This is a genomic window from Pseudomonas sp. 13159349 (genome assembly GCF_013305685.1).
Classification (GTDB): domain Bacteria; phylum Pseudomonadota; class Gammaproteobacteria; order Pseudomonadales; family Pseudomonadaceae; genus Aquipseudomonas; species Aquipseudomonas asiatica.
Genome location: NZ_CP045553.1, coordinates 4,493,512 through 4,520,487, shown reverse-complemented (window position 1 = coordinate 4,520,487; position 26,976 = coordinate 4,493,512). Strand labels below are relative to the sequence as shown.

Here is a 26,976-nt window from a genome sequence, read left to right as displayed (position 1 = left end):
CGCCCCAAAGTGGCTGTTACTTGATGCCAATGAAGGGCAGTGGGGCTTGGCCGCCGGTGTAGGTCGGCAGCTTGCCGTCCCACTTTTCCACCGCATTCAGGGTCACTACGTCAGGGTTGGCGCGCAGAGCCTGGGCGCGGACCTCGATCGCCTTGGCGTCTGCCTGCGCGATCAACAGCTTGGCGTCGGCTTCGCCTTGGGCGCGAGCGCGCTCCTTGTCAGCCTCGGCCTTGGCTTGTGCGACCTCATTACGGCGCTGTTCAGCCATCTGGGTTGCCTGGATCTTGGCGTTTAGGCTGTTGGTAACCTGAGGCGGCAGGGCCAGATCGGACGCGTAGTAGATTCGTTCGAGGTTGATGCCGATCGGTGCAACCTGGGCGCGCACACGCTTTTCCACTGCAGTAAGGAGGTCGGCCTTGCCTGCGCCGTACACGCTTTCCACTGGAAGTGTGGAGGCCACGTCGTTGAACGCGTCGCGAACCATGTTGCGCAGGAACTTGTTGGTGATCTCGTCGATGCCGGCGCGATACTTCTGGAACAGGGTGGTGACCTTGTCCGGGGCAACGGCATAGGTGATGCCCACGTCGCCACCGACCTTCATGCCCTCGACGGTTTGGAAGGTGATCGTCTCGTCGCCAGTCCAGGTCTCGGTCTGGGTGAAGGTGGGGAACAGATACAGCTCTTCGTTGATGCCAACCCAGTACTTGCCGGTACCGACTTCCTTGAGCTCGACGCCCTTTTCCGATCCGTACAGGTTCACGATGACGCCGACGTTGCCGGCCGGAACCTTCGAGCATCCGCCCAGGACGGCTAGAGCACACAGCGATACAGCAGCGAGTAAACGCTTCATTGGTCTTCCTCTTTGGTGATTGCCGCAGAAACGCGGCGCTTGTTGAAAAGGTGGTAGGCGAGGGTGAGCGATCCGATCAGCCAGATAGCGATCAGTGCCAGGCCGATGGCCACCAGGGCGTCGGAGTCGCTGCTGACCAAGGCAGGCGCAACGAAGCGCAGTATCGCCAGCGAAATGACCACGTACAGAAATGCGCAGGTCAGGCTGATCAGCAGGTCCAGCGTTCTAATGGGGGATGGCTTCATCACTTTCTCCAGGGCGAGCAAAGGCCCGCCGCGTTTGTTGGCTTTCGCAAAAATCAGGGTTGGATTAAGTCAGGCGGGGAGCGTCACGCCACCGCCAAGGCGCATTCGGCGCGCCGGTTTGCTACACGGGTTTCAATCTTTCTTTCGCCACTGTTGCCACCTCGGCGGATGCGGGTGAATTCATCAGTGCTAGCGACAGAGTGGCCGACGAGGATGGCACACAGAGCAACAATCATCGGGGAGATCAGTCCGCGGCGCATTGCTTCAGCCACAAGCTGGGCACGCTTGATGACGCCGAGCTTAGTGCTGGCGGCAAGTAATCGCTTGTCGATGGTGTCCTTGGCTATACCTAGTTCCCGTGCGGCCTCTTTACTTGTCAGCCCACATGCTACAGCCATAACGCACTGGAGCTCCCGCTCCGCCAGGCCCAGCCCAAGGCTGCCAGTCCAGTTTCCGAAAGTCAGTGCGTTCATGTGCTTCGCTCCGTGCGAGTGAGTTGATGGAGCAAATAATGGTTTGCCTTTATTTTCCTGTCAACAGGTATGCCTTTATTTTTTCTCGATGCTTCCCTCCGGAGGTATCGCTTGAGTACCCTAGGCTGTATGGATATACAGTAATCGGGAGAAGGTTGTGGCCAAGCAAAAAAAACAAGCGGCAGAGCAGCGCACGGAGATGACAGGCATGGAGCGTCTAGTCTTGAGGGTTTCGTCGATGATCAACCACCCGATAGCGCAGACCCAGAGATGGGTCACAATTCACCAGCTTGACACAGATAGCGATCTGAATTGGGAGGAGGTTATGAGCATGATCGCTGAAACCCCAGGGATAGAAATGACCTTCAGCGATGATGGAAACGTGACGCTTCAGTGGGAGGCTGATGAAGAGCAGACCTCCACCTTGGCGATGGAGGGAGTAGAAGTCGAGGAAGAGGTCGCCGCCCCGTTTTAGGGGGAGGGGCGCGCTGGGTCCTGGCTCGGCGCGCTACAGCAGATTGCCATTCCAGACGTATAGGACTTTCGCCTGAATGTAGGTCTCTTCCTTGCGGATCATCCGATCCTTGTGTTTCGGGTTGTCGGAGATCATCTCAAAATGCTCATCATCAGCAACCTGTAGGCGCTTGATGTATTCGTGGCCACCCCAGGAGATGAAATACACCCCATCGCCGACGAACTCGCGAACAGTCACATCGACAATCAACGGATCGCGGTCCTTGATGGTTGGAGCCATCGACTGGCCCCATCCAGTGACGAGCTTCAGGTGATGTGGCTCTTTGAAGTCAAGCCCCAGTTCTCGCAGGTGGCTCAAGCTAACGCGAACGTCTCTGAGCATTTCCGGGTAGTCGTGCGTCACTTGGCCGCCACCCATTGCTCCTCGCACGTCATAGTGTGCAATCCGGATCATATCGCCAGCGGAGCCATGAGTAGCACCCGCCTTTGCAGCGCCGCCGCTAGAGTGTGAGTCGGTCTCTTCGGCAGCTTGGAGTAGACGATTGCGCGCCTCTTCCGACAGGCCCGAGCCCGTTTTTGCCAGCATCTGCCTGACCATGTCAGCAGCCGAGAGCTTCTGTATCTCCTCGCCGACGAGAGCGTAGCCAGGCTCGGTTGGAGCGGGGATGCTACCCACTCCCTCCGCCAACCATAGCGCGTCAACCCCGCAGATCTGGGCGATCTTCACCAGGTGGCTACTGGATCGGGAGAGCCCTCTCTCGATTTCCGAGATTGAGGCTTGCGCGATGCCAGCCCTTTCGGCCAGCTCGGTCTGGGTAAGCCCTTTCAGGCGGCGGGCGTGTTTGAGTCGATCTTTGAGTTCCATAACGCACCAATCTAATGGTTAGCCTTTTTCCTTGCAAAAAGGTATGCCTCTAAAATACAGTAAAGGCATACCTCTATTCGGCGTTAAGCCCATGAATGAAATCTTCAATGACCTGGTCAAGTTTTTTGGCGGCCAGGTGGCAACAGCGAAAGCGCTTGGCGTGACGCAAGGAACTGTCAGCGGTTGGGTGCGCGGCGTCCATGGCTGCTCTGCTGATATGGCGCTGATCATTCAGGCGAAAACTCATGGGCGTTTCGCCGCTTCGTGCATCCGTCCATCGCTGGCGGAATCGCTTCCGACCTTGGAACAAAAGGTACCAGCAAGAAGCCATCACGCGCAGCCCAACGAATCTGCTGTGAATTCATCCAGTACGGGGCGGGCGAGCTTATGAGCGCCTGCGCTGCCCAGTTTTTGTTATCCGGCTGACTTTTCAGCAGGCAACAAAAAACCCGCTTGCCGGCGGGTTCTTTAGATCCGGTCCCTTGCCGGGGACCTTCTTGAATCTTCGTCACTTGGAGACGATTTCATGCACTCAAAAAATAACACTACAGCTTCAAGCGCGCAAGAGAGCGTGCTTGCAAGTCTGCTGGTGACTCGAGTATCAGAATTCAGCCCGGTCAGCGGTGGCTGTCTGTTTGCCGTCGTAGAAGGCATCAGCTGCGGTGACGCTATGAATGTAGCCAGTGCCAGTCTTTCCTCTGCTGAGGCTCTACTCGGCGACCTGGTTGCCGACGGCGACAGCGTTCATCAGGCCTATGCGATTCGGGCCCTGGTGCGCGAGGCCAAGGCGTTGATCGATTCTAGCGTTATTTCGGTCGAGCTAGCGGAGGGGGCACGATGAATACCACCCCTGAAACCGTTGATCATCCTTTCTCAGTGCACGGCCGGCATGATGTTCTGCAAGCTGCCGGAGGCATACCAGTTCACGAATCTCTTGATGCGGCAATTGATCGACTTCAGGTGGCAATTGGTGGAGTTCGCGAGCTTATCCAGGTCTCCTCAGTATCGATCCAGGCATCCTTGGTTTTCTTCGCAGCAGAAAGTGCATTAGCGCTAGTGATCGCTGCGCATGCCGGTGTTGCGCCACAGGAACCTACTTCGCCAGTTCGTGGCGCGGGAGGTGCGGCATGCTGACTGTGCGCACCCAACTATTACCGGTTGCGGTTTCCGGCGAGCTTCTGCAGGACGTGACCCTCTCGGCGGAAGAGATTGCGAAGTTCAACGAAGCCCGCGAAGCGTTCCGGGCTATCAAAAGCCTGTATTGGTCGAAGATTGTCCCAGGGCTTGGCGGATTTGATAATCCTGTAGTGTGCGAGCTCGAGCGCCTGATGGAGCGAGTCGTCTTCGACACGCGGAATTTCCTGTACCCCCACCGAAACGCCGCTGCCTTCCATGATGCAAAAGATGTGGGAGGTGCGGCATGAATCTGCCTTCTACCGCCTTCACCACCATGGACACCCCTGAGCTGCTGGCGATCGTCAATGAAGTCCGCGCTGCGTTCGGCGAAGGGGCGGTCCGTCATAACGATTTCGTTGCTCGCTGCAGGGATGAGCTCGACGGGGAGCACTACGAAACTTTCGTAGTGCAAAATTTGAACAACACGCAGTCCGAAGGGCTTCGACTCACCGCTGACCAATGCAAGCTGGTCGCCATGCGCGAGTCGAAGGGCGTGCGCCGTCGCGTGCTTGCCCGCCTGAACGAACTGGAGGGGCAGCAGGCCCGACCGATGACCCAGGCCGAGCTCATCGCCGCCAGTGCGAACCAGCTGGTCGCCATCGAGCGGCAGCAGGCGGCCCAACAGGTGGCGCTGGAGCGCGTCGAAGATCGCACGACCAAGCTTGAACAGGTCCGCTATCTCGATTCCGTGCCCAGCGGCTTCGAGACCATCACCACGATCCGCGACCGCATCAACAATCGCCATGGCCTGCCGGCCTGGGTGGTCAACGCGGTGATGCGTGAGGTGCCAGGGGCACCGCTGCCATTTGCCATGGTGCGCAGCCGCCATTCCGACGAAGGGGGACAGCCTTTTGCGATCTGGCCCAAGCCGGCAATCACGCGCCGATTTGACCAGTTCGTGGAGCAATGCGCGTACGTCACATCCGAGCGTGCAACCCATCCGGAGATCCCACAAGGGCGATTCAAGATCAACCCGAGGGCGCCGCAATGACCGACAACGTGATTCCTCTGTTTGGCCGGAAGCCCACCGATCCGGTGGTGATCAACGAGGCGTATTTCGAACCATTGACCAACGACCAGCTCGCGTACCGAGCCTGGAACCACTGCGACCTGGCTGAGGAAATCTTCTTCTCGGATGAGGCAGAGGAAGACTCCCTACGCGAAGCCAAGTTTGAAGTGCTCATGGCGCAGTGGGCTTTGCGGGTGCTGGTTCGGCGACTAACCGGGTTCCCTGCCCTTGAGCTTCGGGAGCAGGTGAACAAGGCGTTTCTTGAACGGCTTGCAATCGATCCGGACGGACTGGCTACAGCGACTGAGCCCTGCGGCGCCGAATCATTGGTGATGGGCCCATGGCCCAGTTACGCCGGGGCTCGACATTTGCCTGAGCGCGAGCGTTGGGTGGTTTACAGCACGGCCAAAGCATATCGGGCCGCAATGGAAGAACAGGGCATCACCATGGCCGAACCCTACGACCAGTTTGTCCAGCGGGTTACCGCTGAGTTGGAGATCTGAACCCATGAGCATGGAATTGATGGTCAAGGCCATGAAGACCAAGGTCGGTAACCCGCTGCGCAAGTTGGTGCTGATCAAGCTGGCGGACAACGCCAGCGACCAGGGCGAGTGCTGGCCGTCCTATCAGCACGTTGCCGATCAATGCGAGATCGACCGCAGCACCGTGCGCAAGCACATCAAGCAGCTTGCGGCTCAGGGCCTGCTGCGTATCGAGAATAGAGAGGGGCCGAAAGGGAACTCCACCAACCTGTATTACCTGACCCTTTCCGGTGTAGGCCGAAACAGCACCCCTGTAGGCCCAGAAAGCACAGGGGTAGGCCCACAGCCTACAGGGGGTGTAGGCCCAGAAAGCACCAGAACCAGTCACCCTTCTGAACCAGTCAATGAACCTAAACCTACGTGCACTTCGGTGGCGGATGGGTTCGAGCAGTTCTGGAAGCTGTACCCGAAAAAGAAGAGCCGGAAGGACGCGCTGAAGGCCTGGAACAAGATCAACCCTGACGCAGAACTGCAGGTGGTGATGATCACTGCTCTGGCGCAGCACTGCGTGTCGCGGGACTGGACCAAGGATGCCGGCCAGTACATCCCGATGGCCTCCACCTGGCTCAACGGCGAGCGCTGGCACGACGTTCTGCAACCAGCTGGCGCAGCTGCCCAGGGCGGCGCATTCAACAATCTCCCTCACCACACCGATGACATGTACCAGGAGAGCCACGATGGCCGCTCGAATTTCTGATCTGTTCCACCGTCGCCCCTTCATGCGCATCTTCTCCGGCGAGTGCGCCGTGCACGGCCAAGTCGATATGACCGAAGTCGAACAGCTGGACGGCTCGATGCTGGCGCGTGGCTGCAAGCGCTGCGCCTGGGAGGCCCTGCACACCACGCCTCGCGACTCGGCAGAGCGCACCCTCGCCACCGCCCAGCGTAAGGCCGAGGACACCATGGCCGCGCTGATCGGCGCCGGAATCACGCCGCGCTTCGCTGAAGCGACCTTCGAGAGCTATCGGGCTGAAACCGATCCACAGCGCAAGGCACTGGCGAAGTGCCGGGCGTATGCCGATCAGTTCCCGGCCAATTTCCGTGCTGGCCGTTGCCTCTTGTTGACCGGTAACGTCGGGTGCGGCAAAACGCACCTGGGCAGCGCGATCGTCCGCGCGGTGGTGGCCGACCGCGGCGAGGCGCTGATCATTCCGGCTGGCGACATCGTGAGCATTGCCCGTGCGTCGATGACGCCTGGATCTGGCTACACCGACCACGACGTGGTGATGCACCTCGCCGGCCTTGACCTGTTGGTTATCGATGAAATCGGCTGTCAGAAAGGTAGCGAGTACGAGCTGGGGCTGTTGCACAACATCATCGATCGCCGGTACCAGGCCGTGCGGCCTACCGTGCTGATCTCGAACTTGGGGCACGACGGACTGAAATCCTACATCGGCGACCGCGCCCTTGACCGCTTGCGTCAGAATGGTGGCCAGCAGGTTGGCTTCACCTGGTCCTCGATGAGGGCTGTGGCATGAGGGAACTGTTCAGTATCGAGGCGGAGCACGCGCTGCTGGGAGCGCTGCTGCTCGACGCCAGCCTCTTCGATGAGATCACCAGCAAGCTGACCACCGAGGATTTCAGCGATCTAGAAAACGCTGCGCTGTACCAGGCGATTCGTAATACCCATGATGCCGGCCATGCCGTCGACGCCGTGACCGTGGGAACGCGCTATCCGACGCTGCCGAGCGGCGAAAGCACGATCTTCTACGCCGGCACGATTGCCAAGAACACGCCCAGCACGGCGAACTGGAAGTCTTACCTCAACACCGTGCTCGAGCGCTCGACGCTACGGCGGGTGGTTGAGGTGGCCGAAGTCATTCGCGATAGCGCTCACGATGACAAGCCCGTCGAGGAAATCATCGCGCTGGCTCAGCAGGCTACCGCCGACCTCCGCAACCTCGACAGTGGCGAGCCGGAGTACTACCGCATCAGCGAGGTGCTGCCGACGGTGATTGACGGGATTGACGCGCGGTTCAACGGCGCAGTTTCGCGCGGACTGACGACTGGTCTGGACGATCTGGATGCCATCCTGTGCGGGTTGCGGCCTGGGCACATGATCGTGGTTGCTGGGCTGCCAGGTTCGGGGAAAACCATTCTCGGCCTGCAGATCGCTCAGCATGTCTCTACCCGCCACGGCCATTCTGGTCTGGTGTTCTCGATGGAGATGACGAAGGAAGAACTGACCGCCCGGGGCATTGCCTCCTTGGGCGGTGTCAGCCTGTCGCGCCTGGATGCCGGTACAACCCTGCAAGATGACGACTGGCCCAGGATCACCAGCGCGGTTGGCCTGCTGGGCAAGGCCCGGCTCTTCGTCAACGACCAGCCGGGGATGACGATGGCGCGCATCCGCTCGATCGCCAGGCAGTGCCAGAAGCGTGAAGGCCTTGATGTGCTGGTGGTGGACTACCTGACCCTAATCGCTTCGGAGGGCGGCCAGAACCGCGCATTGGAAGTCGGCAGGATCAGCACGGCGCTGAAGAACTTGGCCAAGGAGCTCGGCGTGCCGGTGATCGTGCTGGCGCAGTTGAACCGCGGCCCGGCCAACCGACCTGACAAACGCCCGCGCCCGAGCGACCTGCGGGATTCGGGGCAGATCGAGCAGGATGCCGACGCTGTGATCCTGGTGCACCGCGACCCTGACAGCGAAGAGGGTCAGAACGGCGTCACCGAGCTGATCGTGGGCAAATGCCGACACGGAAAGCCCGGCACCTGCCTGGTGCAGGCCATGGGCGAATACGTGCGCTTTGTGCCGTTTCAGGGTCGCCCGCCAAGCGATGACGAGGTGGAGATGGGGCGTGGCACATATGCGCAGCGCTACAAGGGGGCTGACCTGTGATCGAGCCAATCAAGATGGCGCCATGCCCATTCTGCGAAGGGCCGCCCTGCATCACGGCGAAGGATGAGGCCGGTACCGAAATTTCTGAGGGCCACACCTTCGACCCCTCTGACGAGTTCCCGATGGTCTCGGCGCACGTCTGGTGCCACGACTGCGGCGCACAGGGGCCGAACATCGACACGCTGACCCTGGGCACGTTCGAGCACCTGTATGACCTGCAGGTGGCGGATGTGATGCGGATCGCTGTCGAGAGCTGGAACAATCGCCACGCGAAGGCCCGCGCCTGCTACGACGCTGGCGATCAGAAAGGCCTCAATCTCTGGCCGAGGAGGGACACATGAGCGCTGCCAAGACTCTCACCGTGACCCTCAGTGATGCGGAGATCCGCCGGCATGCCACCGGCGAGGTCTTCCAGCTGCGCGATACCCGCCACCGGGAGCTGCGGTTCCGGTTCTCGACAGTTGACCGTTCCCGCGGCGCTTGGCACGTCGTGGTGCGCGGTCGCTGGGGCAAGGCCGGCGATTACCCTGGGATCAACACCAAGACCATGCTGGCCACGTTGCCGGCGATCCTGGCCCGCCGTGCCGCCGATGCCGACGCCAAGTCCACCACCACCAGCTGGGCCACGGTGGGCGATGTGCTGGCGTGGTACCGCGACCGTATGAACCGTGATCGAGGCCTGTCCGCCAAGCGCAAGGCCAGTGCCAAGTCGGCGCTGGACCGCCACCTGGTGCCGCGTCTGGGTGACCTGCTGCTGGCCGAGATCAACAAGCAGGCGATCGACCAACGCCTGATGTGGCCGCTGCAGGAGCGTTATGCCCTGTCATTCGTGCGTTCGGTCTACGGCGTGCTTTCGGTCGCGTTCCGCCAGGCCCTGCGTCTGGACATGCTGCCCGCCAACCCCATGGCCTCATTGAAGTTCACCGACTTCGTGCGGACCCGGATCAGGCCGCGACCTGCGCGACTGCGCGGGGATGATGTGCCGGGCCTACTGATGGTGGTCGCCGAGCGCTTCGAGGTGGAGCCGGCGGGCTGCATGCTGGCTTTGATGATGCTGTGCCACGGTTCGCGGCTGGGCGAGACCCGGCTGGCGCGCTGGCGCAACGTCAACCTTGAAGCGGGGCGCTGGTTCATTCCGGCGGGTGACACGAAGACGAAGGCCGAGCACACCCTGCCGCTGACCACCCAAGCCTGCGCACTGCTGCGCCGGTACCAGCGCCTGCAGGCCGCCCAGGGTTACACCGGCCTGCTGCTGTTCCCGGGCAGCCATGGTGCACCGCTGAGCCCGAGCAAGGCCAACACCTTGTTCACCGATCTGGCCAAGGGCGAGTGGTCGAGCCACGACCTGCGCAAGGTGGCACGCACGGCGTGGACCGACCTTGGCGTTGACTACATGGTGGGCGAGCTGCTGCTGAACCACGCCATGAAGGATCTCGACGCCACCTACATCCACACCACGGCAGAAGGGCTGAAGCGTCAGGCGCTGGAGGCCTGGCACAAGCACCTCGACGGGCAGGGATTCGCCGCCATTCACACCGAGACATTGCCGGGACAGAAAACCGGGACTGTAGCCGTTGACGCTAATAGCGGCGCGGGTTGCAGCGCCTCACAGCATCCATCCCAAGGGAGGATGCACGATCAAGATTTCAAGCCAGGAGACGACCATGAGTAACGTCGCAGCGGCAATGCCGCGCAAAAGCCTGACCCCAGTGGAGTGCAAGTTCCTCAAGGTCGGCAACCGCATGCTGCTGGAGCAGAACAACGGCCGGATCGCCTCGGCAGCACTGATGGATATCGTGGCTGACTGGCACGCCGCGCGCGCCAATGTGGGCTTCGAGCAATTCGCCAAGGGCTGGATCACCGAAGGCAACGCCAAGAACAAACACGCTGACAAGCTGCTGCGCGAGCTGTTCGGCCTGGACACCGACCCAACGCCCCGGAGGGCTGCATGAAGAAAAGAACCTACGTGGACAAGATGCTGGGCGATACCGAGTACTTGCTCGAGCAGTGGGGCTGGTGGCGGATGTGCGAGATGGGCGTGCCACGGTACGTCTCACCCCTGTATGCGCTCATGCGGGACAACGTCCCATCCGAGGGTGGTGCGCGCCAGCATGTGATCACGGACGATCTGGCGCTGGTCGTGGATGGTGCTGTTGCAAGGCTTGTGAAGCGCAACCAGCAGATGGGGGACTTCGTGTGGGCGTACTACGGCTACAAGCAACCGGCTATGCGGGTAGGTCGGGAGGCTGGAATGTCCGAGCGCAAGGCCCGAGAGATCATCAAGGCTGGCGTTGCATGGATCGACTGCGCCCTCGAAGAAATTCGAGAAGCTGCGTAAAAAGTTCTATGCGGGCGGATAAACACCTGTTTTCATAGCAGCGTGTCCAGCTTGCAACGTTACGCGACACAGACAAACCCCGGCCATCGTGTCGGGGTTTTGTGTTTTTGAGGGGCTTCGATTCAGGTAGCCCTCCAGAAAAAGCATTTTTCTTGTATGAGGGAACGATTTGATAGCGCTATGATTCTGATAGGTTGCTACTCAATAACATGGAAGACCGTGAGTATGAAAAACGTTCTCGCCGTTGTGGCGCTTTCCCTTTTCGCTGCGTCCGCCGGAGCGGCTGAGCTATCCGGAGCGCTTGGCGCGACAGGCCAAGGTGGTCTTACAGCGCGCGTCGGCATTGGCTTTAACTGGGGCAAAAGCTGGTTTGAATCCAGTACTGGCCGTCTCACCGGTTATTGGGATGCTGGCTACACCTACTGGGAAGCAGGCGATGCTTCAGGTGGGGCTCACTCGCTGTCCTTTGCGCCAGTTTTCGTTTACGAGTTCGGCAGCGGTAACGTGAAGCCATTCGTTGAGGCTGGCATCGGCCTGGCGGTCTTCTCTGGTACGTCCGCAGGTGACCAGGACTTTGGTTCGGCCTTCAACTTTGAAGACCGCATCGGTGCGGGCTTGAAGATCGGCGAGACGCAGAAGGTTGGCATCCGAGCGATTCACTACTCCAACGCTGGCATTAAGCAGCCCAACGACGGTATCGAGTCGTACTCGCTGTTCTACAGCCACCAGATTTAAAAAAGCACGATCCCTCTTTGCCCGCCCTGTGCGGGCTTTTTTATGCGGATGACACGCTCAGGCAGCTGGGCTAAGTCGGTAGTGGCGTCGATCAAAGCCGTGCGCTCCCTGATCGGCTACGCGATGAGAGTCTGGGGTATGTGACCCAGCGATCCAGGCCAACAAGCCGGGTAAGCACCGGCCCTCCGCACCCATTCCAAGCCTCGGTATCTGCCGGGGCTTTTTCGTATCTGGAGGTTGTATGGAAAAGCTACAGCTCGACGTTGAGGTTGAGGGCGCCGCTGACTTCCTGCGCCCTCTGAGCGAAACGCTCAAGTCACTTGAACAGTTTCCCGAGCTGCCGCTCCAGGTCTTTCGTGACCTTGTCACCCACAGCCTTCATGAGCTTTCCGTAAGTCTCGATAGCGCCGCACTTGCCGCAGGTGACCTTCGAGTTGTTGTTCGGCCTAGCCGGAACCTCGAACTTGTCACTGCCGCACTTGGCGCACTTGAGGGTTACCTTCATCGTTTTTCGCTCCGTGAAACGTCTTGTGTGGAAACTCGACGATAGCACGGAGCCACCTTTCTACCCATTCCAAGGGCTCGCCATTTCGGCGGGCCTTTTTCGTTTCAGGAGCCTGCCTTGGACGTCAACGTTATTCAGAGTGCCGATTATGTTCCCGGCATGTCCGGCTACCGCCTGGATCTCAAGGCGGGCGCCATGGAGATCAATAGCGGTCATATGGCTGTCGGATCTTTGCCCAGCGACCCGCAGATGATCACCGTCACCGCCAGCGAGTGGCCAGAAAGCGAAGTCCCGGCAGGGGCTAAGGCCCGCCTGGCGTTCTTGCAGGAGCAGATCGGCAAGGTGCCGGTCGAGTTCCGCGCTGATGCCGAGTTCTCGACCGAGGATATTTCGTTCGATCACGACGGATCGGACATCCGCACCACGCTGACCTACCGGCGCCTTGAGACTGATCAGGAAGCAGCAGAACGGGTTGCCCGTCAGGCCGGGCCTGGCATGACCATCAATGCTGACGGCGTGTGCATCACGGCCAACGGCAAGGTCGTCGTCAGGCTGGGCCGCTGCATGGATGATGAGCGGCCTGCCGAACAGCCATGTCGTGACGATGACAGCGAGGGCGAACTGCGTGATGCGCTGGCTGACTGGAAGCCAGGCGAAGGATTGCTGGCAGGAAAGCTCCTGACGGCTGCTGATCGGTTCGCAGTGAGCATGGCGAAGAACTCCCAAGGTGATTACATCTGCACTGGCATTGGCCTTGGCGTCGATCCTGCCCGGAGCGAAACCAAGGATGGCTTGGCGGATCGACTGCATGAGATCTCCAGCCAGATCGCCGAAAGCGAGCTTGGTCAGGAGCTCCGTTCCAAGATCGATGCGGTTGATACCGTCCGTGAAGTCATCCGCAAAGAGCTCCGCCCTGGCGGCATGCTGTTCCGCCGCTGATCTGCTGTGTTTAGCCCGCCATGAGCGGGTTCATTTTTCTATGGAGCATCACCTATGGCCGAGCCAAGCACCGGCGCCCTTGCAGTGACCGGCGTACTTGCCAGCGTCGGCCTGGGTGCCCCGGCATAGCTAATCATCCCCCTCAAAGCGTACATCCGAGATACCCAAATCTGCGACCGCAATGCGGAGATCATCATGTGATAAGCGGCACGGCGCGCGCGCCTCAGGCAAGGGGGCAGCGGGGGCATGCAGACGGAGGAGAGCGGTCAGCACATTGTCTTCGTTCGGCGTGCTAGACCAATCGCATATCCAGAATCTGGTATGGCCTTTGAGGTTGTAGTCGATGCGGTATTTCATAGGTTGCCGGACCTCCGCCATTGGACGTCAGTTATGCCGAAGCGCTCAGCAACAGGTCGAGAGACCTTCCTGATATCCGAAGCAGTGAATTTAGGAATGACTCCTACGCCAGCTTCGCAGGCCGCCCAGTGCCAAGCCTCAGCGTTATTCATTCGCTCGGCGCGGACGATGAATTCGCGAGCCTCCCCGTGGAGCTTGTAAGCGATTAAAAAAATGTCACTGATCGGCATTTATTAGTTCCCTCTAGTGAGGCCAGATCGGGCAACATTCCTTTTAGCCTCTAGGGGGCTCCTGGGCAAGCATCCGACCGGTTTTACGTCGGTGCACGAATTTTCATTTACGGAGCAAGCAATGGCCCGACCGACCTCGGCCCAGGCGCAGCCACCTCGCTGGGCATAAGGCTCCTCTACTGTTCTCGCTGGGTGGTTGGTCGCCCCAGCCTTCCGCACCCACTCCTAGGCTCGCCACAACGGCGGGCCTTTTCTTTTTCCGCTCCCCGCAAAGGGAGGAATCGAGATGGCCCCGATGCCCGAGAAAGACCCTGGCCTCTGGGCCGCACTCATCGCTTGGGTGATCGCCCACCAGCCGCAGCTCTACGCCGCCGGCCTGTCGGTCGCCATCGCTGTATTCCGCGTGATGTATGGCGGAGGCAACCGTCGGCAGATGTTGCTGGAAGGTGCGCTGTGCGGCCTGATCACCCTGGCCCTGGTGCCGCTGCTCGAATGGATGGGCTTGCCACAGGGTATGGCCACATTCGCCGGCGGCGCTGTCGGGTTCATGGGTGTGGAGAAGCTTCGCGGCTACTCCGATCTGTTCCTATCTAGAAAGGCTCAGGGGTGAGGCATGAAGACCGAACTCACCGAACAGGAAGCTAAGGTTGCTCAGCTGCTCGCTGATGCATGGGATGAGTACCTGAAGCTGCCCATCGAGCACCCGCTTGAGCAGCATGAGTTCTGCATGGCTATCCACCAGGTGCAGGACATGGTCCTGGCTCGGTGCGGTCGCCGCGCACTCAATCGACCTCGGAAACGCTAGTCATGGCCAGGCTCAAGACGCTCGGCTCTCGCATCAAGGAGAGCGCAGGGTCGCGGGTCAAGGTGATCACACCTGGCAGCTGGCGAAGCGGCATGACCAGTTCCCAGCGTGGTTACGACTACCGATGGCAGAAGGCGCGAGAACAGTATCTGCGTGACAACCCGCTGTGCGCCTACTGCGCCCGTCAAGGGCGAACGGCAGCGGCCAGCGTTGTCGACCACATCGTGGCACACCGCGGCGACAAGGATCTCTTCTGGAATCAGGCCAACTGGCAGCCGCTCTGCAAGCCCTGCCACGACTCGGTCAAGCAGGCCGAGGAGGCTGCTGGCCTGACGGGCTGACCGCCAGCGGAACGGCGCGAGGCCTGCTGTGACATCGAGAGGCACGCCACTGACGTGCTTCCAAGGTGGGGGGAGGTCAAAATATAGCGATTCTCACGTAGCTAGACCGCCACCGACCCCACGTACAGATTTTTTTCCCCCACAGGATTTTTGTTAAATGGCTTTAACATCCCGCAAGCGTGCATTCATCGCTGCGCTGAGGGAAGGTGCGTCCAATCGGGACGCGGCTGTAGCGGCTGGCTATTCCGAGAAGACAGCGTCTGCGGCGGGCTCTCGGCTGGTGAAGGACAAGGACGTAGCTGCCGAGTTGGCCAAGCTGCGCGCTCTGGGTCTGATGCCGCCAGATGTTAAAGCAGATGTTAAAGCGCATGTTAAAGCTAAGCCCGCGACGGAGCCATCGGCTAAAGCTGAGTCGGCGACCGAACCGACCGCTGCGACGGACGAGCATGCCGAGCCCGAGCCTGCTGGTTTCGACCTGATGCAGGCACTGCTCCACCGCGATCCGAAGGATTTCCTGTTGTCGGTGATGAACGACCTTGGGTCCGAGCCAAAACTGCGCGTCGATGCGGCCAAGGCCCTGATGCCCTTCGTGCACCCCCGCAAAGGGGAGAGCGGCAAGAAAGATCAGGCCAAGGACAAGGCTGCCGAAGCAGCCACCGGTAAGTTCGGCGCCCGGCGCGGTCCGCTGAGGGCGGTGAAATGATGGAGTGGACAACTGCATGCCCCGACTGGGAGCAGCGCATCGTTGCGCGCCAGAGCCTGATTCCATTCAAGCCGCTGTTCCCCACCGAGGCCGAGGAAGCCCTCGATGTGTTCGGTGCGCTCCGCATGGTAGATGCCACCGGCAGTCCGCTGATGTCCGAGACTGTGCGCGACTGGGTCAACCAGTTTGTGGCAGCCATCTTCGGAGCGTATGACCCCGACGAAGGCCGGCGCCTGGTCAGCGAGTTCATGCTGCTGATCAGCAAGAAGAACGGCAAGTCAACGATCGCCGCCGGCATCATGCTGACGGCACTGATCCTGAACTGGCGGCCCTCGGGCGAGTTCATCATCCTGGCGCCGACCAAGGAAATCGCTGACAACTCCTACATCCCGATCCGCGACATGGTGCGGGCGGACGAGGAGCTCGACGCCTTACTCAAGGTGCAGGATCACTTGCGCACCGTCACTCACCGGCAGACCAACGCCACCCTCAAGGTAGTGGCTGCCGACAGCGAGACAGTGTCCGGCAAGAAGGCCATCGGCGTGTTTGTCGATGAGCTGTGGGTGTTCGGCAAGCGGGCCAACGCCGAGGCGATGCTGCGCGAAGCTACCGGCGGCCTGGCGTCTCGGCCGGAAGGCTTCATCATCTGGGCTACCACTCAGTCCGATGCGCCGCCTGCCGGCGTGTTCCGGCAAAAGCTGCTGTACGCCCGGAAGGTTCGTGATGGTGAGATCGTCGACAAGTCGTTCTTGCCGGTGCTGTACGAGTTCCCGAAGGCGATGCTCGACGCAGGCGCTCACAGGGACTTTTCCAACGCCTATATCACCAACCCCAATCTGGGGCTGTCGGTAGACGAACCGTTCATCGAGCGCGGCTACGCCCAGGCTCAGATGGACGGCGAGGAGTCGTTCCGAGGCTTCCTGGCAAAACACCTCAATGTCGAGATCGGTCTTGCACTGCTTTCGGATCGCTGGGCAGGGGCGGACTACTGGGAGCAGCAAGTTTCAAAGAGCTGCCGAACGCTGGAGGACCTGATCGAGCGCTGCGAAGTGATCGACATCGGTATCGACGGCGGTGGCCTCGATGACTTGCTCGGATTTGCTGCTGTAGGGCGTGAGCGGGATAGCCGCCGTTGGCTGACCTGGACGCACGCATGGGCGCATCCGTCCGTGCTCGAGCGGCGCAAGGCAGAGGCTCCGCGTATCCGCGACTTTGCCAACGATGGCCACCTCACTTTGGTGGAGCGTATCGGTGATGACGTTGATCAGATTGCCGAGTTGGTTGCCCAGGTAGAGGAGGCAGGACTACTGGATCAGGTAGGCCTCGACCCGGTGGGTATCGGCGCGATCCTCGATGCGCTGGAGGCGAGGGGCATCCCCCGCGAGAAGATCGGCGGCGTCAAGCAGGGCTACACGCTGGGCGGCGCCATCAAGACCGCCGAGCGCAAGCTCGCCGAAGGCGGCCTCTGGCATGGCGGCCAGCCGATGATGGCCTGGTGCTGCGGTAACGCCAGGGTAGAACCGCGAGGCAACGCAATCCTCATCACCAAGCAGGCCAGCGGCTCGGCAAAGATTGACCCGCTCATGGCGCTGTTCAACGCAGTGACCCTGATGGCGCTCAACCCCGACGCCAAGGGCGGCATGGACAACTACCTCAACAACGGCTTCTTTGACCTCATAGGCTGACCATGTCATTCAAGTGGTACAACCCGAGCACCTGGCGGTTCTTCGGCTACACCGACCCGACCACCGGCGACTACGTCGAAGTGGACATGGAAGTAGGTGGCAAGACCACTGCCTCCGGCATTAAGGTCACGACCAAGGCCGCCTTGTCGATCAGCATGGTCTGGTCCTGCGTCAAGATCCTGTCCGAATCGCTCAGCGGTTTGCCGCTGAAGCTATACGACGACAAGGACGGCAACCGGGCAATGGTCGACGGCAAGGATCGGGCGCAGAAGCTGCTGAACAAGCCTAACCCGTACATGACCCGGCTGAACTTCTTGAAGTTCGTGGTCGTGAACATGGCGCTGCGTGGCAATGCCTTTGCCCTGATTGAGCGCAACATTCATGGAGACCCCATCGGGCTGATCCCGCTGGATGGAAGGACGGTCAGCATCGACACCGATGAGGACCTGCTCTACATGGTGACGCCCAGCAAGGGCGATCGCTTTCCGGTCTCTCCGGAGAACATGCTGCATTTCAAACTGTTCAGCATGGATGGCATTACCGGCCTGTCGCCGATCGAGCACCAGGCTGAAACCATGGGCCTGGCAAAGGCCGGTCAGCGCTGGTCGGCGCGATTCATGCGTAAGGGCGGCTTCACCGGCGGCTATGTCATCTACGAGCAGTTCCTGACCGAAGCCCAGCAGGCCATGGTCATGAAGAAGTTTCCCGACGTGCGCAAGGCCGACGCCGACGACATGGGCAAGATGGCCGTCCTGCAGGGCAACCCGAAGATCGTCCCGGCCGGCATCAGCCAGAAGGATGCGCAGTTCATCGAGTCGCAGCAGTTTCAGGAAGAAGCACTGGCGGGCATTTACGGCGTCCCATTGTGGCTGGCCAACCGCGCGGGCAAGACCTCGATCATGGGTTCGAACCTGGAGCAGCAGCTCACCGGGTACATCACCTTCGGCCTGAAACCCTACATCGACGCCGTCGAGGACGAGCTCAACGACAAGCTGTTCCGTACAACCACGCGCTTCGTCGAGTTCGTCGTAGAAGGGCTGCTGCGCGCGGACAGCGCGGGCCGGGCCGCCTACTTCCAGGCTGCGCTCGGGGGTTCGGGCGGATCAGGCTGGCTATCGATCGACGAGGTCCGCGAGAAAGAAAACTACCCGCCTCTGGGCGGCGACTATGCCCGGGTCACCCGGTGGGAGATGCAAAGCAATGGCGACTCTTGAGGTTCCGATCGAGCTTAAGGCGGTGGACGAGGCGGGTAACTTCGAGGCCTATGCCGCCGTGTTCAACAACGTTGACCTGGGCGACGACGTGATCCTGCCCGGCGCCTTTACCCGGGTGAAGGCCACGCGCGCTGGCAAGCTCAAGCTGGCGCTGTATCACGACCTGACCCGGCTGGTCGGCGCCGCCGACTACACCCAGGACGACCACGGTCTGCTGCTTAAGGGCCAGGTCAACTTGGGCGTCAGCTATGCCCGTGATGCCTACGAGCTGATGAAGGCCGACATCCTCGACAGCATGTCGATCGGCTTCAACACCATTAAGGCAGATTTCGAAGAGCGCGCCGGGCGGCGCGTGCGCGTCATCAAGGAGGCCGAACTCTGGGAGGCCTCCTTCGTACCGTTCGGCATGAACCCCGAGGCTCAAGTCCTCAGCGTCAAGTCGGACATCAGGCTTTTCGAGAAGGCCCTGCGCGAACGCATGGGTCTCTCGCAGAAGGAGGCGGCGGCAGTCGCTTCGCTCGGCTACACCGCGCTGCGCCGTGACGGCGGCAGCGAGGCCACGGCGATCGTGGATGAGCTGAAAGAAATTTCCACCCTGTTCACCCACCATTTCGGAGTATCGCCATGAGCGAAGTGAAAGACATCAAGGAATCCCTGGAGCTGCAACTGAAGACCGGCTTCGGCGATTTGCAGAAAAAGTATGACGCGGCCATGGCCGAGGTCGAGAAAGGCAACCAGATCACTGGCGATCTGAAGAAGCAGATCGAAGACCAGAAGGGCGAACTGCAGAAGGTTATCGACCAAGTCGTCGATCTGGAGCAGAAGGGCGTCAAGCTGCGCGGCCAGCCGGGCGAGGGTAAGAGCTTCATCGACCTGGTGAAGGGCGACGACAGCTACAAGAGCCTGCAGCAGAAGGGCTCCAGCCAGGCCAAGATTGAAGTCACCAAGTCCGACCTGGCGAGCATGAAGGAGATGAAGGTCACCAGCGCCGGTATCGTGGCGCCGAACTATGACCCGGTCATCCAGCCAGGGCTGCGTCAGGAGCTGCGCATCCGCGACCTGCTGACCGCCATCCCGGTCAGCGGCCAGAGCTACACCTATTTCCGCGAGAACCTGCATACCCGTGGCGCCAAGCCGGTGGCCGAGGGCGGCCTGAAACCGACCAGCAACGTCACCTTCACCACCGAAACTGACCGGGTGAAGAAAATCGCGGTGTGGATGCCTGCCACCGATGAGGTGTTGTCCGACGTGCCGCAGATGTTCGCTTACCTGCAGCAGCTGCTGCGCTACGACCTCAAGCTCGAGGAGGAGGCGCAGATCCTCAAGGGTGATGGTACCGGCGAGAACCTGAACGGCTTGATGACCCAGGCCACCAGTTACAACACCGCGCTGAGCAAGGCGAGCGATACCGCCATCGATCTGGTCCGCCGCGCCATCTACCAAGTGCGCAAGCAGTCGCTGATGTCGGCCGACGGTGTGGTGATGACCGAGCTCGACTGGATGAACATCGAGCTGCAGAAGGATGGCGAGAACCGCTACCTGTTCGCCAACCTGCAGGGCCTGGTCACTCCGATCCTGTGGGGGCGTCCAGTGATCACCTCGGACAGCATGGACGAGGGTGATGGCGACGCCGGCGGCGAGTTCCTGGTGGCGAACTTTGCGCGCTCGACCACGCTGTTCGACCGCATGGCCTACGAGTTCAAGATGGGCCTGATCAACGACCAGTTCATCCGCAACGAAGTGGCGCTGCTGGTCGAGGAGCGCTTGGGCCTGGGCGTGCGCCGCAAGGAAGCCCTGGTCAAGGGCAACTTCCCTGTCGCCGCTTAACCCATCCTTCAAGGCCGGCACATCGCCGGCCTCTTTATTTCTGGAGGCAGTATGCACATCAAAGCTCTGTGGGGTTTCGTCGGCAATGCCGAACTGCTGGGCGCCGACTCGGCCAAGGTCAAGCGTGGCCAGGAGTTCGAGAAGGCCGACGACGAGTACGCCCATACGATCCTGGGCAAAGGCCTGGTCGTTGAGCTGGATACCAACGGCAAGCCGAAGGTAACCAAGCCCAAGGAAGCCAAGCCCACGGCCCCGAAAGAGAGCAAGTAAATGATCGACTTGGCCAACGTGAAGATGCACCTGCGGGTCGACGGCGATGAAGAAGACGCCCTGATCGGCGGCTACGTCGAAGCGGCCAAGGCCCACGTCGAGCAGCACTGTGACCGCAAGCTGGTCGAGGTCGACCCGGTAGAGCCCGAAGAGATGGGCCTGACGCGTGATGTCGAGCAGGCAATCCTGCTGCTGGTCGGGCACTGGTATGCCAACCGGGAGGCTGTCGCCGTCGGCACTATCGCCACCGCCATGCCTCTGGCAGTCGAAAGGTTGCTCTGGTACAGGAAGCGATTCTGATGAGAGCAGGACCCATGCGGCATCGCTTGAAGCTGGCCAAGCCCCACAGAGCGCAGAACGACACCGGCGGCTTTGATGATGGCTGGCTCGCTATGGGTGAGATCTGGGCTGAGGTGGCCATGCCAACTGGCCGCGTCTCTCCAGTTGCCGAGCAGTTGCAGGCAGTGATCAGTGCCGAGATCCGCACCCGGCCAAGGTCAGACATCGCCGCTGGCTGGCGGTTAACCGATAAGCGATCGGGCGTGACCTACAAGGTTGAGGCGCCGCTACTCAATAACGAACGGGACATGCTGCGGCTGCTGTGCTCCAGCGTTCCTAACGCGTGAGGTGAACCATGAAAATTCAAGCATTGGGGCCGCTGACCGGCGCCTCTGGCGAGCGTGAAAAGGGCGAGATCTTCGACCTGAAGAAAGAAGAGGCTGAGGGCTTGATTGCCAGGGGCTGGGCGGTGGCAATCGTTGACACTCCTCCGGTAAACGCGAAGCCGGCGAAGGCCGACCAGGCCAAGGAATAGGGCCGTGGCTCGCCGGTCCAGGCTGACAGGCAACATCAAACTTCGCCGGACACTCCGCAACATCCACAAGACAATGGACAACGAGCTCAAACCTGCCATGGAAAAGGCTGCAGCTCGCGTCTTGCAGACCATGCAGCAGCTGATACCCAAGGACACTGGAGCAGCGTCAGGGGCACTGCGTGCCTATGTTGCACCGAGCGGGCTGGACGCTCAGATCGGCATCAGGGGCAAGCGCGACAGCCGGCGATACTTCTACCTGCGTTTCCTTGAGTACGGCACGAAGGGCTACTCCGGCACCATGTACCAACGTGCCGACATTGACGCTGTCGGCGGAGTCCACACCAACAATCGCGACAAGTCGAAGCTGCGCGGACGGCGAAATGCGCTTCGCCAACGCGACACCAAGAACAAGTCCGACGGCAAGAACTTCTTCGGCAAGTACCCGGATATCCCGGCCCGGCCTGCCCATCCGTGGCTCCGGCCATCGATCCAAGTCAACCGTGAGTTCGTGCTGGCCGACCTGGAGGAAGCCGTCAGGCGCACATTGAGCCGCGCTAGCCAGGGGACCGGGAATGGCTGATCCATCAGTTGCTTTACAGAAGGCGATCTTCGCCAGGCTCAAGGCTGAAGTCAGCTGCCCAATTTACGACGGCGCCGACATGAACACGGCAAAGCCGTACATCTCGATTGACCGGGAGATCGTCACGAACATCCGGCCAATTTCCGGGCGTAAGCGTGAGCAGCGCCTGATCTACCTCTCGGTCTGGTCCGACAAGGTCGGCCAGGCTGAGGTGAAGGCAATCAACGGCGAGATCATCGCTGCTCTCGATGAGCGCAGGCTACCGCTTGAAGTGGGGCGGGCCGTGTCTGTTCGGGTGGAGCAAGCTGACGCCCAGCGCGATGCTGACGGCATCACCTACCAGGGAGCAGTCACCATCCGTGTGATCACTACCCACTGAAGTACCCACCGGCCGCCCTGCGGCTTCTATCCAATGTGGCTTTGGAGGAATACCCATGCCCGCAGAAGACAATCTGAACACAGCTGCCGGCTGCCGCTTCTTCATTGGCGGCAAGACCGGCGCGAACACCGAGACCGACTACAAGGCCGACACCTACGTTGAAGTGGGCGAGATCGAGGACCTGGGCGAGTTCGGTGACACCTTCAGCAGCGTGAACTTCACCTCGCTGAAAGACGGTCGCGTGCGCAAATACAAAGGCACTGCCGACGCGGGCGACCTGACGATCACCGTCGGCCTGGACAACGGTGATGCTGGCCAGGGCGCAGTGAAGACCGCGCACAAGGACCGCAGCAAGGGCGACTACAACATCAAGATCACCCTGAACGACGGTGATCCGACCGCCACTCCGGTCATCAATCCGACCACTTTCTACATGCGGGTCAAGGTGATGAACAACACCGTTGCGCCTGGTGCCGCCGACAACGTGGTGCGCCGCAATATCACCTTGGGTATCAACTCCGACGTGCTGGAAATTCCAGCCGCCGCGGCTGTCTGATAGGGGGCGTCAGTGAGCAAAACTCTGCACGGTACAACCGAAGTCACTGTGGGCGGGCGAGTGCTTGTGTTGTCGCCAACGCTCAGGGCGGTCCGCACCATTGAGGCCCACTTTGGTGGGCTCCGTGGTGCGTCCGAAAGGCTGCGCGCAGTAGGCGTTGATGCTGTCGCCGTCGTCTTTGCTGCCGGCTCCGGCATGGAAGACAAGGAGGCCGTTGAAAAGCTGGCAGAGGCGATCTGGCAGCAGGGCGTTGCTGACCTGGTGCCTGCGGCGACGGCTTACCTGTATGCGCTCTACAACCCCCGGGGAGGTGATCCGGGAAAGCAGCAGGCGGCGACGGCGTCAGCGCCGTAGAGAACGGGAGCTACGTCGATCGTATGTTCTCGGTCGCCGTGGGCTGGCTTGGCTGGTCGCCGCAGGATGCCTGGACCACGCCGCTCCCTGAGCTGTTTCTGGCTATGGATGCCCGGGTCGAATGGGCACGCATGACTCATCCGTTCGGCGGCAGTGGTAAGGTTCAGGACAAGCCCGAAAAGCCGCTGGGCGTTGCCGACAAGCTCCGGGCTGCCCTCAGCGGACGCAAACAGGCGTGAGCAAGATGTATACTCAGCAGATTTCGTGCCCGCCGAAAATAGAGCTCAGGGAGATCTCAATGCAAATATTTCTGCTGCTGGTCATCATCGTTTTGATTGCGCCGTGGACACTACTAATTATCATCCCAGCATATGCTGGACTCCTGATTGTTAGTGGGGTTGTTATTGCAGTCGTTGGCGTTGCGTTGACGGTGCATCACTTTATGACCAGAGAGAAAAGCCCCGAGGCTGTTGCGCGGCGAGCGCAGAAGATTGCCGAGGAAGCGAATAGGCGAAATGCTCAGCGCTGAATTCTAGAAATGCAAACCCGCTCCGGCGGGTTTTTTTATGCCTGGAGAAACGCATGGCTGATACTGATATTCAGGGCATGCTCGTTCGGATTGAAGCAACTACTGCTCAGCTTCGGCAGGAAATGGCTAGAGCAGAGTCGAGCGTCTCGCAAACCAGTAGCAAGATCGACGACAGTCTCAAGCAGGTTGATGATGCATTTGATCGTATCGAGGCTCATTCGACTGTTCTGCAGAAGGCTGTCAGCACCGCATTCGCAGGCGTTGGCATTGCAGCAGCAGGGGCGGTCGCGGGCCTTGTTGCGATCACCAGCAGCACCCTTCATTACGCGCAAGAGGTGCAGAACCTATCCAATCTGGCCAATACCTCGGTTGAAGACTTTCAGCGCCTAGCTGCGGGTGCTCGGTTGGTAGGTGTTGATCAGGAAAAGCTTGCTGATATTTATAAAGACACAACTGATCGTGTTGGCGAGTTCATCTCTCGCGGCGGCGGCGAGCTGCAGGACTTCTTCAACGAGATTGCTCCGCAGGTTGGCGTCACGGCAGAGAGCTTTAGAAATTTGTCCGGCCCTCAGGCTTTGCAGCTTTATTACGACTCTCTCGTAAAGGCTGGGGCAAGTCAGCAGCAAATTACTTCCTACATGGAGCAGATGGCTGACGAAGCGACAGCTCTAGTTCCTTTGCTCAAGAATACCGGCCAGGGATTCAAGGAGGCCGGCGACCGCGCTGAGACTGCTGGTTCAGTTCTTTCTAGCCTGGACATTCGTCGCATCCTTGAAGTCAATCAAGCCGTAATTGATCTAGAAACCTCCTGGGCTGGCGCGACTCGTCAGCTAGTAACTGGATTGCTGCCTGCAATCGAAGCGACCACGCGCAGCCTGCAATCTATGACCGACAACGGGGCGTCAGAGGCTCTAGGGTCGGCGATTGGTTTCCTGATAGACAACTTCAACATCCTGCTTGGTGTGATGGGCGCCAAAGTAGCGGCATCTTTCCTTAGCTATTTGTCGAACCTTGCAAAGTCGGTGATTTCGACAAAGCAGGCTTCGGATGCAAACATCGCCCAGGCCGCGACCGCCGTTCGTGTGGCGATCGCCAACCAGCAGGCCGCCCAGTCGGCTGTGATTCGAGCCGAAAAAGAAGCAATTGCAGCTAAAGGCACCGCTGTTCAAACTCAGATGTCAATCCAGCTTGCTGAGGCTCGGATGGTTGAGCGCGCTGCGACTGACCGACTCGCAGTAGCCCAGGCTAGCTTGAAGGGTGTCTCTTCCAGCTTGATGAGTGTGCTTGGCGGACCGGCTGGCCTGGCGGCATTGGCCGTGGGCGCCGGCATCGCGTTCCTAACGCTGCGGGACAACTCCGACTCCTTGGAGAAAAAGCTTGGCGACCTGACCGATCCACTCGACAAGCTGTTGGAACGCTTCAACAAACTCAATCGCGCGACTCAGGCAGTGGCGCTACGGGAGTTGCAGGGCAAGATCGAAGACACCCAGAGCCAGCTTACTCAGGCGGCCGGAGCCATTGCGGACAAGTTCGAGAGCGATTTGCGCAACGTCGGCGCCGCTGGTGCTGATGGCTTCATTGCTGGTCTGGCTCCGATTCCTGAGGAAGCGCAGAAGGCCATCGACCTGGTGCGCACCGCGGCCAAAGATGCTTCGTCCGGCACTGCGGTGGACTGGAAAGCAGTTGCCGACGAGCTGCGGGGTATGCCAGGCGTTACTGAGGGCATGGCCCGAGCAATCGAGACTGGTCAGATCAAGGCCTCCGACTTGAGTGGAAGCCTGCAGAATCTCAAGTCAAAGCTTTCCGATCTGACCGACCAGACGAATCGCAACACGGTTTCGACCGGCGCGAATAGCTCTTCCCAGACAGAGGCGAACAGTGCTGGCCAGGCTTATCTCGAAACCCTGGATAAGCAGCTCGCCAAACTGAGGGACAAGACAGCCGTCGAAGCGGCAGAGCGCTTCATCACGGACAACAAGATCCAGTCTGAGAGCGCTCTGGCCAAGCAAATCCGCGATCGTGCCAAGGCAGTTGATGCCCAGAAGGAAGCCGATAAAGCAGCAAAGGATGAAACGAAGGACAGCACCCAGGCCCAGGCGAAGCTCACGCAGCAGCTGAAGGAGGCCTCCACGGCTTACGATCAGCTGAAGAAGACCTTCGACCCAGTCGGAGCTGCAACTGATGAGTTCAAGAAGCAGGTCGCCAACCTCGATCTCCTGCTGAAGAACAACAAAATCACCCAGGAGGAGTACGGTCGCGGTGTCGCCTGGCTGGCTGATCAATTCAACACGGCGGTGCAGGCCTCCACCGGCCTGTCGCAGGCCATGAAGTACCAGGCCAACCTGGAGCGTCAGCTCGCAATCGCCCGACAGCAGGCCGATGCAGAAGCCGCAGCTGTCGGGATGGGAGACAAGGAGGCTCAGCGCACGCAGGCCCGCCTTGCGCTCGAGCAGGACAACAACAACAAAATCCTTGCGCTGCGGGATGAGCTGGCCACGGCCTCGACCGAGAAGCAGCGGCAGGAACTGGAGAAGCAGATCGCGCTCCGGCAGGAATATGGCGACAAGCTGGTCCAGGCGCAGCGGGATGGATTCACCAAGATCGATGCTGCGCAGGCTGAGTGGAGCAACGGCGCTACATCGGCCTGGGCCGACTACCACGACAGCGCCGCCGATGTTGCCGGCCAGACTCGCGACCTGTTTGGCAATATGTTCAGCGGCGCCGAGGATGCGCTCACGCAGTTCGTGAAAACCGGCAAGCTGTCGTTCAAGGACTTCGCCGATTCGGTCGTCGAGGACCTGATCCGCATTCAGGTGCGCAAGGCCATGGTGGGCTTCCTCGGCGGGGCTTTCAGCTTCTTCGGTGGCGGCAGCGCCGCGCTTGGTGAGGGGACCATGACAGGGTTCAGCGAGGTCATTCCCAACGCCAAAGGCGGCGTCTATGACTCGCCCAGCCTGTCCTCGTTCTCCAACCAGGTGCACGACAGCCCGCAGATGTTCGCCTTTGCCAAGGGAGCGGGCATTTTCGCGGAGGCCGGGCCGGAGGCAATCATGCCGCTGGCGCGCGGGCCTGACGGCTCGTTGGGGGTGGTGGCCATGAAGGCCGGCGGTGACAGCGGGGCGTCCTCGATCTCATTCGGTGGCATCACTCAGCACATTCAGGTTGGTGGGCAAGCCAATGCAGCAACCGTGGCCGATGTTCGGCGTGCCGCCGAGCAGGGGGCGCGGGATGGCTACGAGCTGATGCTGCGAGACTTCAAGACCAATGGCGCCGGGCGGCAGATGCTGCAGCGCCGGTAACAACGTACAGCCCGCTTCGGCGGGCTTTCTTTTTGGAGTGAAC

41 protein-coding genes are annotated in these 26,976 nt (G+C 60.4%); 35 read left to right on the top strand and 6 right to left on the bottom strand.

The genetic code is table 11. The annotated features are described in order from the left end of the window. Positions 1–16: 16 nt before the first annotated feature. The 3 genes from GEV38_RS20850 to GEV38_RS20840 all read right to left on the bottom strand — a co-directional run bounded on the left by GEV38_RS20850 (position 17) and on the right by GEV38_RS20840 (position 1,568). Positions 17–850, bottom strand: a complete 834-nt coding sequence (locus tag GEV38_RS20850; RefSeq protein ID WP_054890605.1) for an SPFH domain-containing protein — start codon at positions 848–850, stop codon at positions 17–19. Beyond that, on the bottom strand, positions 847–1,095 hold the full coding sequence (locus GEV38_RS20845) for a hypothetical protein (protein ID WP_103469974.1): 249 nt from the start codon (positions 1,093–1,095) through the stop codon (positions 847–849). The genes GEV38_RS20850 and GEV38_RS20845 overlap by 4 nt, the downstream gene beginning before the upstream one ends. 83 nt (positions 1,096–1,178) lie before the next feature. Beyond that, positions 1,179–1,568, bottom strand: a complete 390-nt coding sequence (locus GEV38_RS20840; protein WP_009681853.1) for a LuxR C-terminal-related transcriptional regulator — start codon at positions 1,566–1,568, stop codon at positions 1,179–1,181. A gap of 157 nt (positions 1,569–1,725) precedes the next feature. Here GEV38_RS20840 and GEV38_RS20835 point away from each other — a divergent pair, with 157 nt between their 5' ends. Continuing rightward, positions 1,726–2,043 (top strand): DUF1654 domain-containing protein, encoded by a 318-nt coding sequence (locus GEV38_RS20835; RefSeq protein ID WP_103469972.1) that lies wholly within the window; start codon positions 1,726–1,728, stop codon positions 2,041–2,043. A gap of 33 nt (positions 2,044–2,076) precedes the next feature. Here GEV38_RS20835 and GEV38_RS20830 read toward each other — a convergent pair whose 3' ends face one another. Next, positions 2,077–2,907, bottom strand: a complete 831-nt coding sequence (locus GEV38_RS20830) for a S24 family peptidase (protein WP_103469971.1) — start codon at positions 2,905–2,907, stop codon at positions 2,077–2,079. A 91-nt stretch (positions 2,908–2,998) separates the two neighbouring features. Here GEV38_RS20830 and GEV38_RS20825 point away from each other — a divergent pair, with 91 nt between their 5' ends. From GEV38_RS20825 to GEV38_RS20760, 14 genes are all read left to right on the top strand, one after another. Further along, the gene (locus GEV38_RS20825; protein ID WP_173895993.1) at positions 2,999–3,298 is read left to right on the top strand and encodes a Cro/CI family transcriptional regulator; all 300 of its coding nucleotides are present in this window, start codon (positions 2,999–3,001) and stop codon (positions 3,296–3,298) included. Between the two features lie 135 nt (positions 3,299–3,433). Next, positions 3,434–3,748, top strand: a complete 315-nt coding sequence (locus GEV38_RS20820; RefSeq protein WP_173895991.1) for a hypothetical protein — start codon at positions 3,434–3,436, stop codon at positions 3,746–3,748. Beyond that, on the top strand, positions 3,745–4,041 hold the full coding sequence (locus tag GEV38_RS20815; RefSeq protein ID WP_173895989.1) for a hypothetical protein: 297 nt from the start codon (positions 3,745–3,747) through the stop codon (positions 4,039–4,041). Before GEV38_RS20820 ends, GEV38_RS20815 begins: the two co-directional genes overlap by 4 nt. After that, positions 4,035–4,331 carry a hypothetical protein gene (locus GEV38_RS20810; RefSeq protein ID WP_173895987.1) on the top strand — a complete coding sequence of 99 codons (297 nt, stop codon included), beginning with the start codon at positions 4,035–4,037 and terminating at the stop codon, positions 4,329–4,331. Before GEV38_RS20815 ends, GEV38_RS20810 begins: the two co-directional genes overlap by 7 nt. Then, entirely contained in the window at positions 4,328–5,074 is a 747-nt protein-coding gene (locus GEV38_RS20805) for a phage antirepressor (RefSeq protein ID WP_173895985.1), read from the top strand. The genes GEV38_RS20810 and GEV38_RS20805 overlap by 4 nt, the downstream gene beginning before the upstream one ends. After that, positions 5,071–5,595, top strand: a complete 525-nt coding sequence (locus GEV38_RS27815; protein ID WP_256674106.1) for a hypothetical protein — start codon at positions 5,071–5,073, stop codon at positions 5,593–5,595. Before GEV38_RS20805 ends, GEV38_RS27815 begins: the two co-directional genes overlap by 4 nt. 4 nt (positions 5,596–5,599) lie before the next feature. Next, the gene (locus GEV38_RS20795) at positions 5,600–6,331 is read left to right on the top strand and encodes a helix-turn-helix domain-containing protein (RefSeq protein ID WP_129932392.1); all 732 of its coding nucleotides are present in this window, start codon (positions 5,600–5,602) and stop codon (positions 6,329–6,331) included. Then, positions 6,312–7,112: an ATP-binding protein gene (locus tag GEV38_RS20790; protein ID WP_173895983.1), complete on the top strand. Its 801-nt coding sequence runs from the start codon at positions 6,312–6,314 to the stop codon at positions 7,110–7,112. The genes GEV38_RS20795 and GEV38_RS20790 overlap by 20 nt, the downstream gene beginning before the upstream one ends. Continuing rightward, positions 7,109–8,473, top strand: coding sequence for a replicative DNA helicase (locus tag GEV38_RS20785; protein ID WP_103469965.1), 1,365 nt, complete (start codon positions 7,109–7,111; stop codon positions 8,471–8,473). Before GEV38_RS20790 ends, GEV38_RS20785 begins: the two co-directional genes overlap by 4 nt. Continuing rightward, positions 8,470–8,814, top strand: coding sequence for a Lar family restriction alleviation protein (locus GEV38_RS20780; protein WP_103469964.1), 345 nt, complete (start codon positions 8,470–8,472; stop codon positions 8,812–8,814). Before GEV38_RS20785 ends, GEV38_RS20780 begins: the two co-directional genes overlap by 4 nt. Next, positions 8,811–10,145 (top strand): site-specific integrase, encoded by a 1,335-nt coding sequence (locus tag GEV38_RS20775; RefSeq protein WP_173895981.1) that lies wholly within the window; start codon positions 8,811–8,813, stop codon positions 10,143–10,145. The genes GEV38_RS20780 and GEV38_RS20775 overlap by 4 nt, the downstream gene beginning before the upstream one ends. Next, positions 10,138–10,425, top strand: a complete 288-nt coding sequence (locus GEV38_RS20770) for a hypothetical protein (RefSeq protein WP_103469962.1) — start codon at positions 10,138–10,140, stop codon at positions 10,423–10,425. Before GEV38_RS20775 ends, GEV38_RS20770 begins: the two co-directional genes overlap by 8 nt. Further along, entirely contained in the window at positions 10,422–10,811 is a 390-nt protein-coding gene (locus tag GEV38_RS20765; protein ID WP_054572660.1) for an antiterminator Q family protein, read from the top strand. The genes GEV38_RS20770 and GEV38_RS20765 overlap by 4 nt, the downstream gene beginning before the upstream one ends. Positions 10,812–11,036: 225 nt before the next feature. Then, positions 11,037–11,546: an acyloxyacyl hydrolase gene (locus GEV38_RS20760; protein WP_015271436.1), complete on the top strand. Its 510-nt coding sequence runs from the start codon at positions 11,037–11,039 to the stop codon at positions 11,544–11,546. Between the two features lie 316 nt (positions 11,547–11,862). Here GEV38_RS20760 and GEV38_RS20755 read toward each other — a convergent pair whose 3' ends face one another. Then, the gene (locus GEV38_RS20755) at positions 11,863–12,051 is read right to left on the bottom strand and encodes a hypothetical protein (RefSeq protein ID WP_015271435.1); all 189 of its coding nucleotides are present in this window, start codon (positions 12,049–12,051) and stop codon (positions 11,863–11,865) included. Positions 12,052–12,168: 117 nt separating this feature from the next. On the opposite strand from GEV38_RS20755, the gene GEV38_RS20750 reads away from it, so the two are divergent. Next, complete coding sequence (locus GEV38_RS20750; protein WP_173895742.1) at positions 12,169–12,990, top strand: hypothetical protein; 822 nt, start codon at positions 12,169–12,171, stop codon at positions 12,988–12,990. A 353-nt stretch (positions 12,991–13,343) separates the two neighbouring features. Here the strand turns inward: GEV38_RS20750 and GEV38_RS27810 are convergent, their stop codons facing one another. Further along, positions 13,344–13,577, bottom strand: a complete 234-nt coding sequence (locus tag GEV38_RS27810) for a DUF6555 family protein (protein WP_015271433.1) — start codon at positions 13,575–13,577, stop codon at positions 13,344–13,346. 286 nt (positions 13,578–13,863) lie between these two features. On the opposite strand from GEV38_RS27810, the gene GEV38_RS20745 reads away from it, so the two are divergent. The 19 genes from GEV38_RS20745 (at position 13,864) to GEV38_RS20655 (ending at position 26,933) form a co-directional block, all read left to right on the top strand. Next, on the top strand, positions 13,864–14,187 hold the full coding sequence (locus tag GEV38_RS20745) for a phage holin, lambda family (protein WP_047594930.1): 324 nt from the start codon (positions 13,864–13,866) through the stop codon (positions 14,185–14,187). Positions 14,188–14,190: 3 nt separating this feature from the next. Then, positions 14,191–14,382 (top strand): hypothetical protein, encoded by a 192-nt coding sequence (locus tag GEV38_RS20740; protein ID WP_173895979.1) that lies wholly within the window; start codon positions 14,191–14,193, stop codon positions 14,380–14,382. 2 nt (positions 14,383–14,384) lie between these two features. After that, on the top strand, positions 14,385–14,723 hold the full coding sequence (locus tag GEV38_RS20735) for an HNH endonuclease (RefSeq protein WP_173895977.1): 339 nt from the start codon (positions 14,385–14,387) through the stop codon (positions 14,721–14,723). Between the two features lie 157 nt (positions 14,724–14,880). Then, entirely contained in the window at positions 14,881–15,426 is a 546-nt protein-coding gene (locus GEV38_RS20730; protein ID WP_173895975.1) for a terminase small subunit, read from the top strand. Next, the gene (locus tag GEV38_RS20725; RefSeq protein WP_173895973.1) at positions 15,423–17,111 is read left to right on the top strand and encodes a terminase large subunit; all 1,689 of its coding nucleotides are present in this window, start codon (positions 15,423–15,425) and stop codon (positions 17,109–17,111) included. Before GEV38_RS20730 ends, GEV38_RS20725 begins: the two co-directional genes overlap by 4 nt. A gap of 2 nt (positions 17,112–17,113) precedes the next feature. After that, positions 17,114–18,325 (top strand): phage portal protein, encoded by a 1,212-nt coding sequence (locus GEV38_RS20720; protein ID WP_173895971.1) that lies wholly within the window; start codon positions 17,114–17,116, stop codon positions 18,323–18,325. Next, positions 18,312–18,953: an HK97 family phage prohead protease gene (locus GEV38_RS20715; protein WP_009681830.1), complete on the top strand. Its 642-nt coding sequence runs from the start codon at positions 18,312–18,314 to the stop codon at positions 18,951–18,953. The genes GEV38_RS20720 and GEV38_RS20715 overlap by 14 nt, the downstream gene beginning before the upstream one ends. Continuing rightward, complete coding sequence (locus tag GEV38_RS20710) at positions 18,950–20,152, top strand: phage major capsid protein (protein WP_009681829.1); 1,203 nt, start codon at positions 18,950–18,952, stop codon at positions 20,150–20,152. Before GEV38_RS20715 ends, GEV38_RS20710 begins: the two co-directional genes overlap by 4 nt. A gap of 51 nt (positions 20,153–20,203) precedes the next feature. Continuing rightward, positions 20,204–20,422 carry a hypothetical protein gene (locus tag GEV38_RS20705; RefSeq protein WP_173895969.1) on the top strand — a complete coding sequence of 73 codons (219 nt, stop codon included), beginning with the start codon at positions 20,204–20,206 and terminating at the stop codon, positions 20,420–20,422. After that, a complete protein-coding gene (locus GEV38_RS20700; RefSeq protein ID WP_016715891.1) occupies positions 20,423–20,722 on the top strand; it encodes a head-tail connector protein in 300 nt (99 codons plus the stop codon). Further along, the gene (locus GEV38_RS20695) at positions 20,722–21,048 is read left to right on the top strand and encodes a head-tail adaptor protein (protein ID WP_173895967.1); all 327 of its coding nucleotides are present in this window, start codon (positions 20,722–20,724) and stop codon (positions 21,046–21,048) included. Before GEV38_RS20700 ends, GEV38_RS20695 begins: the two co-directional genes overlap by 1 nt. Before the next feature lie 8 nt (positions 21,049–21,056). Next, complete coding sequence (locus GEV38_RS20690; protein WP_173895965.1) at positions 21,057–21,236, top strand: hypothetical protein; 180 nt, start codon at positions 21,057–21,059, stop codon at positions 21,234–21,236. Between the two features lie 4 nt (positions 21,237–21,240). Then, positions 21,241–21,816, top strand: coding sequence for an HK97-gp10 family putative phage morphogenesis protein (locus tag GEV38_RS20685; RefSeq protein ID WP_173895963.1), 576 nt, complete (start codon positions 21,241–21,243; stop codon positions 21,814–21,816). Then, entirely contained in the window at positions 21,809–22,195 is a 387-nt protein-coding gene (locus tag GEV38_RS20680; RefSeq protein WP_121757697.1) for a DUF3168 domain-containing protein, read from the top strand. Before GEV38_RS20685 ends, GEV38_RS20680 begins: the two co-directional genes overlap by 8 nt. Before the next feature lie 55 nt (positions 22,196–22,250). Then, positions 22,251–22,751, top strand: a complete 501-nt coding sequence (locus GEV38_RS20675) for a hypothetical protein (protein WP_173895961.1) — start codon at positions 22,251–22,253, stop codon at positions 22,749–22,751. A gap of 12 nt (positions 22,752–22,763) precedes the next feature. After that, complete coding sequence (locus tag GEV38_RS20670) at positions 22,764–23,105, top strand: hypothetical protein (RefSeq protein ID WP_173895959.1); 342 nt, start codon at positions 22,764–22,766, stop codon at positions 23,103–23,105. Positions 23,106–23,128: 23 nt separating this feature from the next. Further along, entirely contained in the window at positions 23,129–23,344 is a 216-nt protein-coding gene (locus tag GEV38_RS20665) for a hypothetical protein (protein WP_173895957.1), read from the top strand. A gap of 59 nt (positions 23,345–23,403) precedes the next feature. Then, positions 23,404–23,634 (top strand): hypothetical protein, encoded by a 231-nt coding sequence (locus GEV38_RS20660; RefSeq protein ID WP_173895956.1) that lies wholly within the window; start codon positions 23,404–23,406, stop codon positions 23,632–23,634. A 53-nt stretch (positions 23,635–23,687) separates the two neighbouring features. Then, positions 23,688–26,933: a phage tail tape measure protein gene (locus GEV38_RS20655; RefSeq protein WP_173895954.1), complete on the top strand. Its 3,246-nt coding sequence runs from the start codon at positions 23,688–23,690 to the stop codon at positions 26,931–26,933. Positions 26,934–26,976: the final 43 nt, after the last annotated feature.